At 49.5% G+C, this 19346-nt stretch carries 14 protein-coding genes; 10 read left to right on the top strand and 4 right to left on the bottom strand.

The window, feature by feature from the left end; translation table 11 throughout:
* Positions 1–115: 115 nt before the first annotated feature.
* From GX419_04410 to xseB, 5 genes are all read left to right on the top strand, one after another.
* On the top strand, positions 116–925 hold the full coding sequence (locus GX419_04410; protein ID NLI23931.1) for a toxin-antitoxin system YwqK family antitoxin: 810 nt from the start codon (positions 116–118) through the stop codon (positions 923–925).
* A complete protein-coding gene (locus GX419_04405) occupies positions 922–2595 on the top strand; it encodes a S8 family serine peptidase (protein NLI23930.1) in 1674 nt (557 codons plus the stop codon). Before GX419_04410 ends, GX419_04405 begins: the two co-directional genes overlap by 4 nt.
* 7 nt (positions 2596–2602) lie before the next feature.
* The gene (locus tag GX419_04400; GenBank protein ID NLI23929.1) at positions 2603–3994 is read left to right on the top strand and encodes an exodeoxyribonuclease VII large subunit; all 1392 of its coding nucleotides are present in this window, start codon (positions 2603–2605) and stop codon (positions 3992–3994) included.
* Positions 3995–4064: 70 nt separating this feature from the next.
* Positions 4065–6815: a tetratricopeptide repeat protein gene (locus GX419_04395; GenBank protein NLI23928.1), complete on the top strand. Its 2751-nt coding sequence runs from the start codon at positions 4065–4067 to the stop codon at positions 6813–6815.
* Between the two features lie 12 nt (positions 6816–6827).
* Entirely contained in the window at positions 6828–7037 is a 210-nt protein-coding gene (gene xseB, locus GX419_04390; protein ID NLI23927.1) for an exodeoxyribonuclease VII small subunit, read from the top strand.
* Positions 7038–7060: 23 nt separating this feature from the next.
* On the opposite strand, the gene GX419_04385 is transcribed toward xseB, so the two are convergent.
* Together GX419_04385 and GX419_04380 are read right to left on the bottom strand one after the other, a co-directional pair.
* Positions 7061–7867, bottom strand: a complete 807-nt coding sequence (locus GX419_04385) for a trypsin-like peptidase domain-containing protein (protein ID NLI23926.1) — start codon at positions 7865–7867, stop codon at positions 7061–7063.
* A gap of 115 nt (positions 7868–7982) precedes the next feature.
* Positions 7983–9668 (bottom strand): ABC transporter substrate-binding protein, encoded by a 1686-nt coding sequence (locus GX419_04380; GenBank protein NLI23925.1) that lies wholly within the window; start codon positions 9666–9668, stop codon positions 7983–7985.
* A 200-nt stretch (positions 9669–9868) separates the two neighbouring features.
* Here GX419_04380 and GX419_04375 point away from each other — a divergent pair, with 200 nt between their 5' ends.
* The 5 genes from GX419_04375 to GX419_04355 are packed head-to-tail and all read left to right on the top strand — an operon-like array spanning position 9869 to position 15577.
* Complete coding sequence (locus tag GX419_04375) at positions 9869–10618, top strand: electron transfer flavoprotein subunit beta/FixA family protein (GenBank protein NLI23924.1); 750 nt, start codon at positions 9869–9871, stop codon at positions 10616–10618.
* 36 nt (positions 10619–10654) lie between these two features.
* On the top strand, positions 10655–11626 hold the full coding sequence (locus GX419_04370) for an electron transfer flavoprotein subunit alpha/FixB family protein (GenBank protein ID NLI23923.1): 972 nt from the start codon (positions 10655–10657) through the stop codon (positions 11624–11626).
* Between the two features lie 7 nt (positions 11627–11633).
* The gene (locus tag GX419_04365; GenBank protein ID NLI23922.1) at positions 11634–12965 is read left to right on the top strand and encodes a 4Fe-4S dicluster domain-containing protein; all 1332 of its coding nucleotides are present in this window, start codon (positions 11634–11636) and stop codon (positions 12963–12965) included.
* Between the two features lie 11 nt (positions 12966–12976).
* A complete protein-coding gene (locus GX419_04360) occupies positions 12977–13771 on the top strand; it encodes a (Fe-S)-binding protein (protein NLI23921.1) in 795 nt (264 codons plus the stop codon).
* A 21-nt stretch (positions 13772–13792) separates the two neighbouring features.
* Positions 13793–15577 carry an acyl-CoA dehydrogenase gene (locus GX419_04355; GenBank protein ID NLI23920.1) on the top strand — a complete coding sequence of 595 codons (1785 nt, stop codon included), beginning with the start codon at positions 13793–13795 and terminating at the stop codon, positions 15575–15577.
* Positions 15578–15737: 160 nt separating this feature from the next.
* Here GX419_04355 and GX419_04350 read toward each other — a convergent pair whose 3' ends face one another.
* Together GX419_04350 and eno are read right to left on the bottom strand one after the other, a co-directional pair.
* Positions 15738–17369, bottom strand: coding sequence for a hypothetical protein (locus tag GX419_04350; GenBank protein NLI23919.1), 1632 nt, complete (start codon positions 17367–17369; stop codon positions 15738–15740).
* A 105-nt stretch (positions 17370–17474) separates the two neighbouring features.
* Positions 17475–18755: a phosphopyruvate hydratase gene (gene eno, locus GX419_04345; GenBank protein NLI23918.1), complete on the bottom strand. Its 1281-nt coding sequence runs from the start codon at positions 18753–18755 to the stop codon at positions 17475–17477.
* Positions 18756–19346 lie beyond the last annotated feature (591 nt).

The raw sequence follows: 19346 nt of genomic DNA, 5'->3' as shown, positions 1-19346 counted from the left end.
GATCAACCGGTTGATACTTCCCGCTACCCTGCCAATTTGTATTCAGAAACGGGTAATGAACAACTATATGAAATTTTCATAGCATCTTTGCATAGATAAAATGATTCCGGAGACTATGAAGCAGCGGACCTTCCTTCTTCTCTTTCTTTTTCAGCTAAGTACGCACCTTTCGGCTATGCCCCTGCAGGGTGATACCCTGTTCAACCAGACCGACAATGCCGGACGAAAAACCGGATGGTGGAAACAGTATTATCCCAATGGCGCCGTAAGGTACAAGGGGTACTTCTCGGCCGGAAAACCGGTGGGGGAATTGATACGGTATTACGACGACGGACTTGTCAAAGCCCGCATGTATTATTATGAAAAAAGCCCCCGGGTGCATGCCACCCTGTATTACAACAACGGAGCCCTGGCTGCGGAAGGATGGTATATGGAAACTTCCAAAGATAGCCTGTGGAAGTACTATTCTTATTATACGGGTAAACTTTCCACCGAGGAATCCTACCGGAACGGCAAAAGGGAAGGCATCACCCGGAAATATTACGATACCGGCGAACTGCTTGAAGAAGTTGAATACCATAACGACCGGAAACACGGAAACTGGATACAGTATTTCGACTCGGGCAAGCCCCGTTTGCGTGCCGTTTACGTCAATGACAAGCGAAACGGGCCTTTCATCATTTATTACGAGAACGGCCAGGTGGAAATCAACGGGGCCTTCAGCGAAAACCTCATGGAAGGCGACTGGACCTATTATGATGAACAGGGCAGTGTAAAAATGGTGATTTCTTACCGCGAAGGAGTTCCTCTCAACCCGGAACCGCTCGACAAGATAGCCGATGAATATTACAAGCGCATTCAGGAAGCCCAGGGGCGGTATCCCGAGCCCGACGAAACCAATTTTCTCAATATAGAAAAACAGTGACCCGGCGCCCTGCATCGTTACGGCTGATTTACCTTCTTTTGCTCCTGGCGTTTCCGGGACGGCATTTTGTTGCGGCACAGATTGCCCCGGGGTACTATGCCATCCGTTTTGCCGGCAAAGCCGGGAACCAATGCTCCCTGAGCAGGCCGCAGGAATTTCTCTCGGCCCGTGCCATTGAACGAAGAATCCGCCTCCACATCGCTCCTGATTCTTCCGATCTGCCTGTTACCCGGTTATATCTCGACAGCCTCCGGAATTCAGGACTGCAGGTAGTCTGCACTTCGCGCTGGTTCAACCTTGCCGTGGTGGCAACCAACGACACCTCGCTGATCAGCAAGGCATTGCAACTTCCGTTTGTTGCTTCCGTCCGCAAGGCACAACCTGTTTCCCAACCACAGAAAGCATTTCATGACAAGTGGAGTCAGGAATCAATTTCCGGTGCGGTATCTCCCCTGAGCCAGACAGACTACGGGGTTGCCTATACGCAAATCCACCTTCATAAAGGCGACACGCTTCATGCCCTTGGATACCGGGGCAGAGGAATTCATATTGCCGTGCTGGACGCCGGTTTTTACCATGCCGATACCCTTCCTGCCTTCAGGAATCTTTATGACGACCACAGGGTATTGGGAACACGTGATTTTGTTGCCCCGGAAACAGGGGTTTATGAGGACCATCCGCATGGAATGCAGGTTTTATCGATTATGGCCGGAAATGTTCCGGGGCAGTACATAGGAACAGCGCCCGAAGCATCCTATTACCTTCTGCGCACCGAAAACACTTCAGGCGAATACATTGTGGAAGAATATTACTGGACTGCCGGGGCGGAATTTGCTGACAGTGCCGGGGCCGATATAATCCATGCATCCCTTGGCTACACGGTATTTGATGATCCCTCGCAAAACCATACGTACAGCGACATGAACGGGAAAACTGCCCTGGTAAGCCGCGCCGCTTCGATGGCCGCAAGGAAAGGCATGATGGTGATTATCAGTGCCGGCAACGAAGGAAATAAAAGCTGGAAGTACATTTCAGCACCGGCTGATGCCGACAGCATCCTGGCGGTAGGTGCCGTTACTGCTACCGGTACCCTGGCTTCTTTCAGCGGCAGAGGCCCCTCTTCTGACGGACGCATTAAACCCGATGTGGTGGCCATGGGGGTAGGAACCTTTGTTCAGAATACCGCAGGAAGTTTTTCGCCCGGCAGCGGAACTTCCTTCGCTTCACCGGTGATAACAGGCCTCACTGCATGCCTCTGGCAGGCGGAACCCTCCCTCACCCCCTCTGAACTCCGTTCAGCCATTCTCATGAGCGCAAGCCAGTACGATGCTCCTGACACACTCAAAGGCTATGGCATTCCTGACTTCAGCAAAGCCCTTCAGATAGCACGGCAGATGATGCGCATGAAAACCGATTCAGGGCAGATCAGCCTCTTTCCCAATCCTGCCCGTGATTACTTGAACCTGGCGGTTTACTTTGAACCATCCGCAGAAATGACAATTGAAATTTTCAGTACGACAGGAGCCATGGTATGGAAAAATGCTTACCGGGATTGCCATACGGCTCCGTTCATCCTGCCGCTGAACATCCGTCACCTGACTCCGGGCATTTATCTTCTTCGCTACACCGACGCCACCCGTCATGCAACCCTGCGGTTTATCAAACAATGATCCTCCTATGCGTCCCAACATTCTTTCCCTGTTCGAACTCAACAAAACCATTCAGGAATCCATTCGGGAAGCCTTTCCTGATTCCTACTGGGTTACCGGAGAAATTTCGGAACTGAAGATCAATGCCAGCGGGCATTGCTACATGGAACTGATTGAAAAAGACAGCCTTACCGACAAAATCATTGCCCGTGCCCGTGCCATCATATGGGCCTATAGCTACAGGATGCTCGGTCCTTATTTCGAGCTCACCACAGGGCGCACCCTCTCCGCCGGGCTGAAAGTACTTGTATCAGTCACCGTTCAGTTCCACGAGCTGTATGGGTTTTCCCTGCTGGTAAACGACATTGACCCCACGTACACCATAGGGGACCTGGCGCGCAGGAAAGCAGAAACCATTGCCCGCCTTGAAAAAGAAGGAGTACTCTATATGAACCGGGAGCTTCCCTTTCCCCTGGTTCCCCAGCGTATTGCCGTCGTATCCTCCCAGACCGCTGCCGGCTATCAGGATTTTGTCGATCATCTTGTCAATAATGAATACGGCTTCCGTTACGATATCACCCTATTTCCTGCGGTTATGCAGGGTGAGGAGGCTCCCTCTTCCCTGATCAGTGCGCTGGAACGGATTGCTAAAAAGACGGAAAAATACGATGTGGTTGTTATTGTGCGCGGCGGCGGTGCCCAGTCGGAACTGAGCATTTTCGACGATTACCGCCTCGCCAGCCATGTGGCGCAGTTTCCCCTGCCGGTTCTTACAGGCATTGGTCATGAAAAAGACGAACCTGTGCTGGATATTGTGGCGCACCGGCGGCTCAAAACACCTACTGCCGTGGCCGGATACATTATCGATCAAACCCTGCTGTTTGACAACCGGCTGGATGAAGCTGCTGACAAAATAACCGATCTGGCACTTTCCATACTCAACGCAGAACGCAACCTGCTCGACGATCTTTCTGTGCGCATCCCCCTCCTGGTTCGTTCCCTTTTGCACGAACACAGCAACCTGCTCGAAAGAACGGTTACCGGATTATTTGTGGCATCAAACCGCATGCTGTCAGCCGGGAAGAATTACCTTGCCGGCCGGATCTCGGAAACCGGGCACAGCACCCTCCGTTTCCTGGCGCGGAAATCGGCCGCAACCGATATTCTTTCCATCCTGATAGCATCGGCGGCAAAAAACTGCCTTGAAAAAAACAAACACAGGCTCGAACTGTCGCAAAATACCATTGCCCTGGCCGATCCTCAGAAACTGCTCGAAAAAGGATATTCCATCACCTACTTTAACGGTAACGTTCTGAAAACATGCCGTTCGGTTGCTCCGGGTGATGCCCTGGTGACCCGCCTGGCCGACGGAAAGATACAGAGTAAGGTTACCGGACAGGAGGATTCGCATTCAGGTTAGCGTACCGCATTGGATTACATTCCTTATTTTTGGCCCTATGAATGAAAAGAAATTCCCCCATAATCCAGTCATGAGAATATTCTCCTTCCTTCTTCCGGCCATTTTTCTGCCCCTTGCTTTTTCCCCGGTTTCATACGGTGTAACTCTTCCGGCACAAAAGGATTCGGCCATGGTAATTTCTCCGCCCTATCGCTTGAGGAAGACGGCAGAACAGGCATCCTCTGAATTCAGGGAAGCCCGGAAGAAAAATGACCGCAAAGCCATGCTCCCGGCCCTTCTGAACGAAGCCGAAGCCCAGCTTGAGCTGAACAAGGTTCAACAGGCAGATGTTCTTCTCGGCGAAGCTTCCGGACTGATCAACGAGAAAGAACCGGATGCCCTGACGGGAAAATTCTACCTGTTAAAAACAAAAACCGATAAGGAAAAGAACAATCTCGAACAAGCCATCCGGGAAGCACAGCGTGCCCTGGAAATTTACTCACAGTTGCACGACACAGCCGGAATGGCAGGCACTTACAGCCAGATGGGCAGTATTGCATGGAAAAAGCATGATTATCACAATGCCGTGAACCAATTTACCAGAGCTTTGGATCTGTACCGGCTGGTGCATGGCGACAAGGGTACCGGGCAGACATTGCTCAATCTGGGTATTGTTTATACCGACATGAACCAGTTTGACCAGGCGGAAGAGTATTTCAGAAAAAGCCTTGAGCATTATACCGTTTTGAAGGACCCGCTTGGAGAAGCCAATGCATTTCATTACCTCGGGGTTTACCATTTCAGGCGGGCCAGGCTGAAAGAAGCCGAAGGCTATTACCAAAGGGCATGGGAAAAAAGGCTTTCGGCCGGTGATACGCTGGGGGCAGTTGGTTCGCTGATCAATCTGATTCAGGTGTACCGCGACCTCCGGCAACCACAAAAAGCCATTGAAGCATCTGACAGGGCTTTTAACCTGGCGCGGGCCCTGGGCGATTCGTCGCTTGTGGCCAACGCCGGCATTCAGGCGGGGAATGCCCTTCTTGCATCGGGAGAATATGTGCCGGCGCACGAATACTTTCTGAAGGCATTGCTGTCGGCCCTCAGCATTTCCGATTCCCTTTCCTCTTCACAGGCCTATTCTGCCCTGGGCGGATTGTTTTACAAAATCGGCGATTTCATAAAGAGCAGCAGTTATTTCGAAAAAGCTGCCGGCATACTGCCTGAACGGGCAGGGCCTGAGCGGAAAGCCTACCTTCTGAACCAGTGGGGCAATGCCCTTCTTGCCGCCGGCAATGCTTCAGAGGCACTTGCCGGTTACAGGAAAGCGTTTGAAACCCTTTCAGCCCTGAATGATCATGCCGGCGAAGCTCTGTACCTTAAAAATGCAGGCAGGGCAAGTTCCATGGCCGGCAAAACCGACGAAGCACTCCGTTATTTCAACGAGGCCCTCCGCATGTATCAAAAGGCCGGTGACGAAAAAGGCAAAATCTCCGTATGGAATGAAAAAGGAAGCGTTCTGGCCAGGACAGGCCGGCCGAAAGAAGCAGCAGCATGCTTTGATTCCCTTATCTTTCTGGCCCGCAATTATTCCGATTTTCAGTCGCTGGCCATGGGATTGAGAAAAAAAGCCGATCTGCTGATGCAAACAGGAAATTCCGGAGCGGAAGCACTGTATCTCAGCTCGCTGGAAGCAGCAGAAAAAACAGGCAACAGGGAGGTTCTGCAGCCCTCCGTGCTGGCCCTGGCCGGCTATTATGAACACAACAACAACTACCGCCAGGCATTGACATTCTTCCACCGCTACATGGATCTGCACGACAGCATTTATGCCGAAAAGGAAAAACAGCAGATACTGTTCAGCCAGGTCAATTTTGAAATTAAGTTGCGCGACGAACAACTGAAAAAGGTGACACAACGGATTGAATCACTTGAACAGGAACAGGCAATAGCCCTGATTGCCCTGAATCGCCAGAAAAATATCAACAGGCTGCTGGTGCTGGTAATGGTGCTGATCCTGATCATCCTTGTTCTGGGCTACCGGCAATATGCCATCAAAAAGAAAACAGCAGCCATGCTGGCAGAACAAAATGAAACCATCAGGAAAATGAACACCCAGCTGGCCGAATCGGAAGAAAGCCTGAGAAAAATCAATCAGACCAAAGACAAATTCATCAGCATTATTGCCCACGATATCCGCAATCCTCTGTCGGGCATCATTGGATTTACCGATATCATTGAACGCCGGCCGGAAAACATCGGCAGGGAGGAACTGCAGCAGATCAATTCCCTGATCCGGCAGTCGGCCCGGCAGTTATATGACCTGCTCGACAACCTTCTTTACTGGGCCCGTTCGCAAAGCGGCACTGTACCGTTTCATCCCCAGCCTGTCGATGTGCATGAAATTGCCGAAAAAACCATAAAACTTGTCAATGCGTATGCCGCAAGTAAAAACATTTCCTTACGGAACCATATTGCCCCGGGGACCCGTGTTATGGCCGATGCCAACATGGTGACGGTTATTATACGGAACCTCCTTTCCAATGCACTGAAATTCACAGGTAACGGAGGCTTCATTGAGATTAACTCTGCCAGCGTCAACGGTTATCTGGAGGTAATGGTTAAGGACACAGGCATTGGGATGCGCCCAGAACAGGTGAACCGGTTGTTTTCTGACAGAAACCGGATGCCGGCCGCTGAGGGTACCAACCAGGAAAAAGGCTCCGGCCTCGGCCTGATTCTCTGCAGGGAATTCACCGAAAAGCACGGCGGCACCATCCGGGCCGAAAGTGAGCCCGGAAAAGGCACCGTCATAACTTTTACATTACCTTTACTCCCCGATTGAAGAAAACAGATTATGGCAAAAAAAATCAGCTACGGCGAAGCAATCGCCGAAATTGAAGATATCATCAGGAAAATTGAACAGGAAGAACTTGACGTGGATGAACTATCCGATCAGGTAAAAAGGGTTTCCTTTCTCATTAATTACTGCCGCGAAAAATTGCGGAATACAGAAGAAGAGGTAAGCAATATACTGAAGGAAATAGAAAAAAAGCAGGCTGACTGAAGAGGCAGGAGGTTTCAGCTTTCTTACCCTTCACGGTCGAGGTGCATATCGTGGAGGTAATCCACCAGGTGCTGCACATCGTAGGCAACAGCCGTGCGCACATCGGTGGCTTTAAAGAACAGCCGCACCATGTGTTTTATCTGATTCTGATTGGCCGTAAGTACCTGGATGGGGTCAATTTCCTGAATGGTAATTTTTCCTTCCGCATCCTTCAGCATCTTGATGTTATCGTTGATTATCTTGATCAACTGGTTATAGGATCGCTGCATGGAAGCAAGCCTGTAGCCGACAATACCGACAACTTTTCCGGTTTCGGCATGGAGAAGGGGCGCTCCGGAACATCCCTGGCGCACGGTAGTGTCTGTCTCGAGAAGATGGTGGTTGTTCAGGTAATACTGCGACGAGATAATACCGCTCATAATGGACAAATTGCACTGATCGTAACGGTAGCCCATCACAGCAACCGGGTCGCCATTGTGCCGGGTCGGATCTTTTTCAATTTCAAGGGAAGGAATGTTTTCAAACTCCTCAAAACTGGCATCAATGACAAGAAAGCCCTGATGGTCCTCGATGGCCGCATTGAGGATGCGATGGGTAAATTCAGTATAGGGAAGGGTTTTACTGGCAGTTACAGTAATGCCGTCTTCCGCAACAAAATATATTCCAACCTCGCCGAAATCCTCGAGTTTATAATTGTAGTCGTCGGTGATGATAAAGTGGTTGATCCTGAATCCGGTGGATATAACGCCGCGGATCCCGTCTTTGTTCATGTAATGCACAGAGCAGACGGAAGCATGGCATTTTTTCCACAAGGAAGCAAGATGCATCATCGGTTAGGTGTCGTTTGTTAAACAATACATTCGGGATTCCGCCTGTTCATTGTCCGCTGCCCTGCCGCACACCCCGGATTTGGTTCAGTTTTGGTACGGACAAAGATATAAGAGATTATTGATATTTTGCAACTTTTTTCAACACCAGGGCATTCATGGGATTGCTTTCCATCCCGTGAATTCCTGCATGAACAAAACGCACAACCTTATCGTAAAAAAGCGGAATTACAGGTGCTTCATCGATGATGATCCTGTCCATTTTCCGGTACAGTGCAAACCGGGCTTCCTGATCCCCCGTTGCGGCCGCCTGTTCATAAAGGCGGTCAAATTCGGCATTGCGGAAGTGAGAATAATTGGGACCCGACGGACTGAAATTTCTGCTGTAAAACAGCGCAAGGTAATTTTCCGCATCAGGGTAATCAGCCACCCAGGAACCCCTGAAACAAGCCGCCCGGCCGTTCGACACGGATTCCCTGAACACGGGCCCGTTGGCAACTTCAATCCTGAGCTGAATTCCCAGAGAGGCCACTTCATGCTGAATGAATTCAATCAGGTCCACATAATCGCCCGTAGTGAGAACGGTAACGGGAGGCAGTCCTTTTCCTTCCGGGAAGCCCGCCCTTCTGAGCAGTTCGCGGGCCCTTTCCGGATCGTAGCGATAGCCTTTGAGGGTATCGGTAAACGAAGGCAAACCGGCCGGGATGAATCCGTTCAGAGCAGGAGTTCCCATGCCATTGCGCAGATACCGGATCATTTTCACCCTGTCGAATCCGTAGTTCAATGCATGGCGTACCAGCCTGTACCGCACTGCGCTGTTTTTCACCTGCGGAAGGGCAGTGTCGGTAAGGAAACCAATGTATTCGGTATTCAGGTAGGGTCCTGTTTCCAGCACAATTTTCCCGGCGTACTTTGGTTTCAGGCGGCCGGAACGGGTGATCAGCTCGTCCTTAAAGGCCGCATTCACCCCGGAAATGAAATCGAGATTCCCTTTCAGAAACTCGAGAAATTCCGATTGTTTGTCGGGAATGAAGGTAATGGAAACAGCATCAAGGTATGGCAATGGCCTTCCCAAAGCATCTTTTTCAAAATACTTTTCGTTGCGCACCAGGATCAGCTTTTCACCTTCGTACCATGCTTTCATGCGGAAAGGACCTGTTCCGACAGGATGCGACCGGAAATCGCGCCCATACTTCTCAACCGCCTCACGGGGCACAATAAAACAATACGGGGTAGCAAGTATGCCGGCAAAGGGCGGGAACGGGCGCTTCAGATAAATGACAAGCGTTGAATCGTTCAGTACTTTTATTCCCTTGCTGGTACCCGGTTTGCTCTGGTCCACCTCATTCCATGTCCAGCTTCCGGGTGAAGCCACCGAAGGATCGGTAAGGCGGCAGAGGCTGTACTCCACGTCGAAGGCTGTCAGCTTTCTTCCTTTCCCGGCAGAAAAAGCCGAATCGTCGTGGAAACAGACATCCGTCCGGAGGTGAAAGGTATAGGTGGTTCCATCCCTGCTCACATTCCACTCCCGTGCAAGGGAAGGAGCAATTGACAGGGAGTCGGTTAATTCAAGCAATCCGTTGTACAATTGCGTAACAGGCCACACCAGCGCCTGGTAACGCGCATAAGCCGGATCAAGCGTGGCAATGCCTTTGGATTCGTTGTAGCGGAAAACAGAAACCCCATTCCTGCTTTCTCTCTGAGAACATGCCAGGCATGTAATTACAGGAAGAAGCAAAAGCCATCGGATGTTTATGCTCTTAATAAAGACCCCGGGGTTGAAATGATTTCTGAATATTAGCATGGCCGCAATATCGTTTCTTAACGAACAACCCGACATTCCGGCCCAAAGATATAACCAACAGGTATGTTTCCAAACTCCTGCAGTGTTACTTTCTTTGCTTTTTTCAATTTTCCGTTATATTTGCAGGCAGGCATGCCGTACAACATGCAATTATTTACTTCTATATGAGGCAGTTAATATAACTAATCCATATTTCACGTATGAAAATTCTGGTATGCATCAGCAATGTTCCTGACACCACCACGAGGGTGCGGTTTGTTGAAAACAACAAAAAGCTTGATACAAATGGCATTCAGTGGGTCATCAATCCGTGGGATGAGCTTTCCCTCACCCGGGCCCTTGAGCTGAAAGATGATCCGGCCAATGGTATCCAGACGGTTGCCGTAGCCCATGTAGGGCCGGCCTCCGCCGAACCCACCATCAGAAAAGCATTGGCAATAGGTGCTGATGAGGCCTTCAGGGTAAATGCCGAACCGGGGGATGCTTACTTCGTAGCCGCTCAGCTGGCTGAAGTGGTCAAAGCCAATCCCTTCGACATCATTTTCTGTGGAATTGAGTCGAGCGACTATAACAATTCGGCTGTTGGGGGCATGCTGGCTGAATTTCTCGGAATCCCTTCAGTTTCGTCCGTTTCTTCCATCAGCATCCGGGATGGTAAACCGGTGCTTACCCGCGAAGTGGACGGAGGAAAGGAAACCGTTACCGTGCCTGTGCCTTTTGTTGCCATTGTGCAGAAAGGTATTGCCAAAGAACCCCGCATTGCATCCATGCGGGGCATTATGACAGCCCGCACCAAGCCCATAAAAGTGCTGGAGCCTGCTGCCACGGAACCTTTGACAGCCGTGCAGGAATTTGAACTTCCCCCGGCCCGGAAAAAATGCACTTTTGTCGATCCGGAAAATCCCAAACAGCTTATCGAACTGCTTCAGAACGAAGCAAAAGTTTTGTAAATCCCTTCATTCAATTAACCTATAACGAAAATTCCTATGGCAGTATTAGTATATACCGAAAACTGGGATGGTTCCTTTAAAAAACTCTCGTTTGAACTGGTCTCATACGGAGCCGGCCTGGCCAGTATGCTGGGCAAGCCGCTGGTGGTTCTGAGCATCGGAAACGTGGCATCTTCGGAACTGGAGAAACTGGGAAAATACGGAGCCAGGAAAATTTTATCGCTTTCTGATCCTGCTCTTCAGGTATTTGACAGCCAGGCCTATGCCGAAGCCATTGCGCAGGTTGCCACCAGGGAACAGGCCGAAGTGATTGTTCTTTCGAACAACAATACCGGCAAAGCCATTGCCCCCCGTCTTTCGGTGAAGCTGAAAGCAGGGCTGGGTGCCGGTGTCAGCAAACTGCCGCTGAGCACAAACCCCTTTGTGGTGTACAAGCGTTCTTTTTCAGGCAATGCCTTTGCTCATGTGGAGATCAAAACCCCTGTGAAGATTATTACCCTGGCGCAAAATTCCTTTGGGCTTGTCGAAAACCCCGGCGCTCCCTCCATAGAAACCATTTCTGTGCCGGTTGATCCAGCCCTTGTAAAAACTACTGTTACCGAGGCCCAGAAGCAGACAGGCAAGCTCCTGCTGACCGACGCCGAAATTGTGGTATCCGGAGGCCGGGGAATGAAATCACCCGACAACTGGGGCCCGCTTGTTGAACTGGCCGAACTTCTGGGTGGTGCAACAGCCTGCTCCCGCCCTGTATCGGACGAAGGGTGGAGGCCGCATGAAGAACATACAGGACAAACAGGAAAAATCATTGCCCCCAACCTCTATATTGCCGTGGGAATTTCCGGAGCAACACAACATCTGGCAGGTGTCAGCTCATCCAAAGTTATTGTGGCCATCAATACCGACAAAGACGCGCCCATTTTCGAAGCAGCCCAGTACGGCATAGTGGGCGATGCCATGAAAGTACTTCCCAAACTGGTGGAAGCGGTAAAGGAAATAAAACACAAATAGTTTCTGCATGACGAAACAGATTGCGTTCATCATTACCCTGCTGATCACCCTCGGGGTATTCAGCTTTACGGCATGGCGGATTATCGGGTTTTTCAGACTGACCAGGCCCGCTTTTCCGGTAAAAGACTGGGGTAAACGAATTGGACTGGTGCTGAAGGTTGCCTTCGGGCAATCGCGCATATTCAGAATGCCTGTGCTGGGTTTCTTTCATGCTCTGGTATTCTGGGGTTTTTGCGTAATTCTGTTCGGAAGTATTGAAATGGTCATTGACGGGGTATCGGGTTCGGAACGCTCCCTTCAGTCACTTGGCATACTCTACAAAATCATTATTGCTTCGGGCGATGTGTTTGCCCTGCTCGTGGCTGTTTCCATCCTTGTCTTTCTTTTCCGAAGGCTGTTCCTCCACATCCGGCGGTTCGAAGGCATCGAAATGAAAAAAATCTCCCACATTGATGCCAAAATCGCCCTTACCCTCATTCTCCTGCTGATGGTTTCGCTGATGGGTATGAATGCCTCTTATGTAGAGCTGAAAAACCTTACCGCAGAGCCGGCCGCCGGAGTATTTCCCGTAAGCCGGTACCTTGCGCCGCTCTTTGCCGGGATGGATATCAAGACCCTGCATACCTGGCATGAAGTTTTCTGGTGGAGCCATATCCTGCTGATCTTCCTGTTTGCGAACATACTGCCCTATTCCAAGCATTTTCATGTATTCATGTCGGTGCCCAATGTGCTTCTGGCCCGGCTTGACCCCCTCGGAAAGCTTCCCAACATGGAACAGGTGACCCGGGAAGTAAAGCTCATGCTGAACCCCGATACGGCTTTTGCCCCGTCTGATACCCAGGCACCTCCGGAACGGTTCGGGGTTAAAGACTGCGAAGATGTTACCTGGAAAAACTACCTCGATGCCCTCTCATGCACGGAATGCGGCCGCTGTACTTCTGTCTGCCCTGCCAACATTACCGGCAAAAGGCTTTCTCCGCGCAAAATTATGATGGATCTCCGCGCCCGCATGAAGGAAAAAGGACCCGGCATGCTGAAGCACGGGAAAAGTTATGACGACGGCAAGTCCCTTGTAAGAAGTTATATTACCGAAGAAGAACTCTGGGCCTGCACTACCTGCAACGCCTGCGCCCGTGAATGCCCTATTCTGATCAACCATCCTACCCTGATTGTTGATATGCGCCGTTACCTGGTAATGGAAGAAGGTTCAGCACCGGGCGAACTGAAAGCCATGTTCAGCTACATGGAAAATAACGGGGCACCATGGCAGTACTCACCCGAAGACCGTCTTCTGTGGACAAAAGATCTGGAAATGAATGTAACTGAATCGGTTCAGTAATCTGTTTGCCTATGTCAAAAATTGCAATCACCATACCCATTATGGCAGAAGTTCATGCCCGCGGTGAAAAGCCCGAATATCTCTTCTGGGTTGGCTGTGCCGGGGCTTATGATGACCGGTACAAAAAGGTTACCCGGGCTTTTGCCAAAATACTTACCCATATGGGAGTCAGCTATGCCATTCTGGGAACAGAAGAAACCTGCACAGGAGACCCGGCACGCCGTGCCGGCAATGAAATGCTCTTTCAGATGCAGGCCCTCCAGAACATAGCCACGTTCGAAAAATACGGCATAAGGAAAATCCTCACCATTTGCCCTCATTGCTTTAATACCTTCAAAAATGAATACCCCGATCTGGGAGGAAACTATGAAGTAATCCATTATGTTCAGTTCCTCGATCAGGCTATTCGTGAAGGCAGGCTGAAGGTTCCGGAAAGCATCCTGCACAATACAAAGATTACCTATCATGATCCCTGCTACCTGGGACGCGCCAACGAGATTTACAAAGAACCCCGTTTTGTTCTGGAACAGGTAAGCGATCATCTGGTGGAAATGGACAGGAACCGCAGTTTTGCCCTTTGCTGTGGTGCCGGCGGAGCACAAATGTTCAAGGAAGCAGAAAAAGGCAACAAGGAAGTATTCATTGAACGCACCGAAGAAGCCCTGAATACCGGCGCCGAAATTATTGCCACGGCTTGCCCCTTCTGCATGACCATGATAACCGATGGCATCAAGTACAAAAACAAAGAACAGGAAGTTAAGAATTATGATATTGCCGAGCTGATTGCGCAGGCTCTGAATTTATAAAACTACTAAAGCTGAATAACCATGGAAAACCGAAAAGTGCTTAAAAGCGGAGAATTTCTTGTGGCTGAAGTTTCTGCGGCCGACATATTCATTCCGGAAGAATTTAATGAGGAACAGCGGATGATAGCGCAAACCTGCCGTGATTTTCTCGAAACGGAGGTTTATCCTAATATAGCCAGAATGGATGCACCCGACACGAGTGTAACACTTCAGCTTCTGAAAAAATCAGGTGAACTTGGATTGATGGGTATCGCTGTACCGGAAGAATACGGCGGGTTTGGGCAGTCGTTCGTTACCCAGATGCTGGCCAGCGAAACCATTGGTGCCGGTTATTCCTTTTCGGTTGCCTTCATGGCCCATTGCGGCATAGGAACCCTTCCGATCATGTACTACGGGACTCACGAACAGCGGGAGAAATACGTTACCAAACTGGCCACCGGCGAGCTGATCGGTGCATACTGCCTTACCGAACCCGGAGCCGGAAGCGACGCCAACAGCGGAAAAACAAATGCACGCCTCTCGGAAGACGGCAAATATTACATCCTGAACGGCCAGAAGATGTGGATTACCAATGCCGGTTTTGCAGACATTCAGACGGTATTTGCCAAAATTGACAACGACCGTGTACTCAGTGCCTTCATTGTGGAACGCAAATGGCCGGGCGTTGTGGTGAACCCCGATGAGCATAAGATGGGAATCAAGGGATCGTCGACCGCACAGATTTTCTACAACGATGTAAAGGTGCCGGTAGAAAATCTTCTGGGCCAGCGTGGTGAAGGATTCCGCATTGCGCTGAGCATTCTCCACATGGGCCGTATTAAGCTCGGAGCCAATGTGCTCGGGGCCGCCAAAAAAGCGATCAACGATTCCGTCAAGTACGCCAACGAGCGCAAACAGTTTGGCGTGCTCATTTCCACCTTTGGAGCCATCAAATATAAACTGGCCGAACAGGTTATCCGCGCCTTTGCTACCGAATCGGCTGTGTACCGCGTCAGCAAGGATATCGACGACCTGATGGAAAAATATAAAACCGAAGGATGCGACAAGGGCAAGGCCAGCATCGATGCCATCAGTCATTATGCCGTTGAAGCCGCCATCCTGAAGGTTTACGGATCAGAGATGCTCGATTATGTGGTCGACGAGGCGGTGCAGATCCATGGCGGCATGGGCTATTCGGCCGAAATGGACGTGGAACGCGGCTACCGCGACTCCCGCATTAACCGTATTTTCGAAGGCACCAACGAAATCAACCGGCTTCTGGTGATCGACACAACCCTTAAACGGGCCATGAAGGGCGATTTCGACCTTTTCGGTGAAGCAGAAAAACTGTACGCACAGATTGAAACGGTTGCAGAACCTGCCCGACCAGGAGAATCGTACTACGAAGAGAAGAAACGGTACATAAGAAACTTCAAAAAGGCGGCCCTTCTTATCATTCACTCTGCCACAAAGCACTTCGAGAAGAAATTTGCCCAGGAGCAGGAAATCATGAACAACCTTGCCAACATACTGATGGATATCTATGTGGCCGAGTCAACCTGCCTTCGGGTGGAAAAACTGGAATCCCTGAAAGGCAGTGAAGCCGTTTCCATATACCGCGACATCCTGGATGTGTTTGTTAACGATGCCTCAGCCCGCATAAAGAAAGAAGCGCTGGATTCCGTATGGTCCTTTGCTTCGGGAGAACAGGCAGAAAGACTTTCTAAGGCAATCCTTCAGCTTACCGGGGTTGCCGGAGTGAACGTCAGGGATGCCAGAAGACGAATCGCCGACAAACTGATTACCGATAACCAGTATAAATTCTGATTATCCCGGATTCCGCAACAGGAGTGCAAACGAACTAATGCGCAGTGGGTTGGCCTTTTGTGCCGGCATCCAGGTTAACCCTGCTCAGGTTAACCCCTCTGAAGCGCAGTGAAAGCGTACCCTGTGACAATCTGCGGATTTTTCATTACGCAATGTCGGTTTACACCATAGGAGCAAGAGACTGAAGACGCTCCATATTCTTCTTTATTTCAGCAAAGTCGTCAGGAGCATTTTGAAGAATGTCTTCTACGGTGCGCACCTCGTTCTGGATAAAGAACGCTGCCTGCTTTTGCATCTGGTCGAGCGATAGGATGATCTTTCCCGTCATATCGGAAATGTAACGGTGAAGGTTCTTTTCTGCTTCCAGTGCAATCTGCCTGCTGAAATGCAGGAAGAAATATTTTCTGAACCACTGAACAGGCAAAAAGAAGAGCAGCATGTCGAGGTGGGAATCAAAAGCCCTGTAAATGGAAACATCCGGATGATCAAGGGTGGTAAAATCCACCTGCCAGTGGGCTTCCGGCAGATGGATTCCAAAAGCCTGAAAAACTTTATCGTCCATTTTCTGCCGGAACTGCCGGGCGGCATATTGGTAATAATCGGCCATTTTCCGCACAAACCGGAAGATATCCTCGGAACAGGTTTTATCCAGTTCCCTGATTTCCTGCCCCAGTTTATCCCGGAGCCATGCTTCATACTGCCGTGAAATGCGGTACAACGATCCTTTCCACTCCCTGAAATCGCGGGAAAACTGCCTCTCCACCCTCTCCCTGATACCGGGAAGGTATGGCAGCAGCAATTCTTCCAGCTTTGCCCGCACTTCTCCTTTGTACGAAGTGGTAGTGAGCATCATTTCCCTTTCCTGAAAGTGGCGATTATCCTTGATCTCCTTAATCAGCTGGCTGATGGCCTCCTTCTCGCTTTTCTTTTTTTTCGATGCTTCCAGCAGAAGTCCGGCAAGCTGAAGGCTCTGTCCGATAGCCTGTGCCGTCTTATGGCGTATGATGGTGTTGAGTTTTTCAGAAGCGTTCTCATTCAGTGGCAGTAACAGCTTATCCTTCAGCCGGTTCCGGTATTCTTCCGCATGCTCTTTCACCGAATACTCAAATACCGAAATGGTTCGCTGAAAGGCCTTTTCAATTGAATCGGTTATGTATTCCCTGATTCTTTCCTGCTCCTCTTCATCAAAAAGATCGGTTTTGGTAATCACCAGGGCAATTTCGGGGCAATAATGGGTAACATTTCTGGCCAGCTCGATATCTTCTTCTGAAAGCGGACGTTCAGCGCTCACGGCAATCAGCGCCACACCGGTATAAGGAAGCCAGTCGAGGGTAACTGTGCTGTTGTGGCGATAGAAACTTCCGAGGCCGGGAGTATCAACCAGGGTGATGTTCCTGAGTTCTTCCATGGCCGGATGTTCCACAATAACCTGTGCCACTTTCTTTATGTTCTCGGGATTTTCCCGTTCGGTCACGTAGCGTCCAATTTCTTCGGGAGCAACTGTATGCTCCGTTCCGTTAAGGTATTGTATAATGGCCGAAGGCAAAGGACTATAGCGTATCTGTGTTACAATAGCGGTGACCGGCACCACGTCGGTGGGAAGAATGTCTGCTCCCAGAATATGATTCACCAGGGAACTTTTACCCGCCTTGAACTGTCCCAGAACGGCCACATGAATCCGTTTGTCCCTGCTTTGCAGAAGCTGATCTGCCGGGAGAAGCAGATCGTTTTTCAGTCCCAGATTTTCATTTACCTGCGACAGTTCCGAAAGAATCCCATCAAGTTCTGCCATGGTATGAATTTAAAAAAAAGGAGTATTGTACCCCAGGCACAATACTCCATAGTCTGCTCATTCGTATCAGTGAGGCCTCATCGGGAAAAACCGTCCTTTCTGAAATCAGGCGATCTGAAAGGTCCTCTTTCCGGCAAATCTGGCGGCGATTCCCAGTTCCTGTTCAATGCGCATCAGCTGATTGAATTTTTCAATCCGCTCGCTGCGGCAGCCGCTTCCGGTTTTGAGGTGACCTGTGTTCAATCCCACTGTCAGGTCGGCAATAAAGGTATCAACCGTTTCACCACTCCGGTGCGAAACAAAGGCATGATAACCATTCTCATAAGCCAGTTGAATGGTTTCCAGGGTTTCGGTTACGGTACCTATCTGGTTCAGTTTAATTAAAACAGAATTAGCAACTCCTTTACTAATACCCTCTGCCAGAATTTCCTTATTGGTACAGAAAAGATCATCTCCAACAAGTTCTATTTTCCTGCCAAGAACATCGGTAAGGTTTTTCCAGCCTGTCCAGTCATTTTCGGCCATACCGTCTTCCAGAAGAACAATGGGATACTGATTCACCCATTTTTCCCAGAGTTTCACCATATCATCGCTTGAAACAAGATTGCCCGTACTCTTGAACATTTTGTACTTTCCGTCTTCCCAGAGTTCGCTGGTGGCCGGGTCAAGGCAAATGCTTACGTGTTCCCCCGGCTTGTAACCGGCTTTCTGAATAGCTTCCAGAATCACTTCAACAGCTTCTTCGTTCGATTTGAGGTTGGGAGCAAACCCGCCTTCATCGCCCACAGCCGTATTATATCCCTTGCTCTTCAGAACCGATTTCAGAGTGTGGAACACTTCAATCCCCATGCGGATTGATTCTGTAAAGTTTGGTGCACCATGAGGAGCAATCATAAACTCCTGGAAGTCAACATTATTATCAGCATGCTTTCCGCCATTGATAATATTCATGCAGGGCACGGGAAGCAGGTTGGCATTGATTCCACCCAGGTATTTATAAAGGGGAATGCCTGCACTTTTTGCCATTGCTCTGGCAAAAGCCATGGAAACAGAAAGAATGGCGTTGGCTCCCAGTTTGGATTTGTTTTTGGTGCCATCCAGATTGATGAGGAAATAGTCCAGTTCCTGCTGGTTGGCAAAACATTTGCCAACAATCTGCGAGGCAATGGTCTTATTTACATTTTCAACAGCTTTCAGAGTACCTTTGCCGAGATAACGCTTCTTGTCGCCATCTCTGAGTTCAGTAGCCTCACGCTCACCTGTGGATGCACCACTGGGTACCATGGCATGCCCGCAACTTCCGTCTTCCAGAACAACCGTTGCTTCAACCGTAGGATTCCCGCGGGAATCAAGAATCTCAAGAGCTTTAACTTTTTTAATTTCCATAACAAAATATGTTTAAAGGTTTGTAAGATAACGTATAATTGAGTCCATATCAGGTTAAAAACCAAATGAAACCGTAAAGATACATAAAACTTGCATTTGATGTTTTATAGCCATAATTTTTTGCGTTCGCCTTTCGCCGTTCGCCATTCCTCATTTGCAATTGTCTTTACGCTCTACGCTCTACGCTCTACGCTATTGATAACACTCTACTATGGAACCATTTTACCATGGAACTCTGGAACTTTGGAACTCTGGAACTTTGGAACTCTGGAATACGATGCCATTATCCTTAATCCCCTAACGGGGAATTTGTTGGTTTTTGATCTGCCAAGCTATTGCCCTTCATCCCCTACGGGGAAAGAGCGTAAAGCACAGAGCGTAAAGCGTAAAGAAATGGCGTCCATCAGTTTATTCTCCGCTTAACGTTCTACCCAATTGTTTACTCGGGACCTGTCAGTGCCTGAAATAAGTTGACCGAAAAAAAGTTAACAATATGAAAAAAGTAGTATGTTTTGATCATGAAGCCAGAGCTAGTTATAACAGGCATTTCAGTGATGATTTCAAGAAAAAGAAAGTCAGAGAATTAGAACG

The organism is Bacteroidales bacterium (assembly GCA_012517825.1).
Lineage (GTDB): Bacteria > Bacteroidota > Bacteroidia > Bacteroidales > JAAYUG01 > JAAYUG01.
The sequence above is the reverse complement of the archived record's forward strand: the minus strand, read 5'-3'. Positions and strand labels throughout refer to the sequence as shown.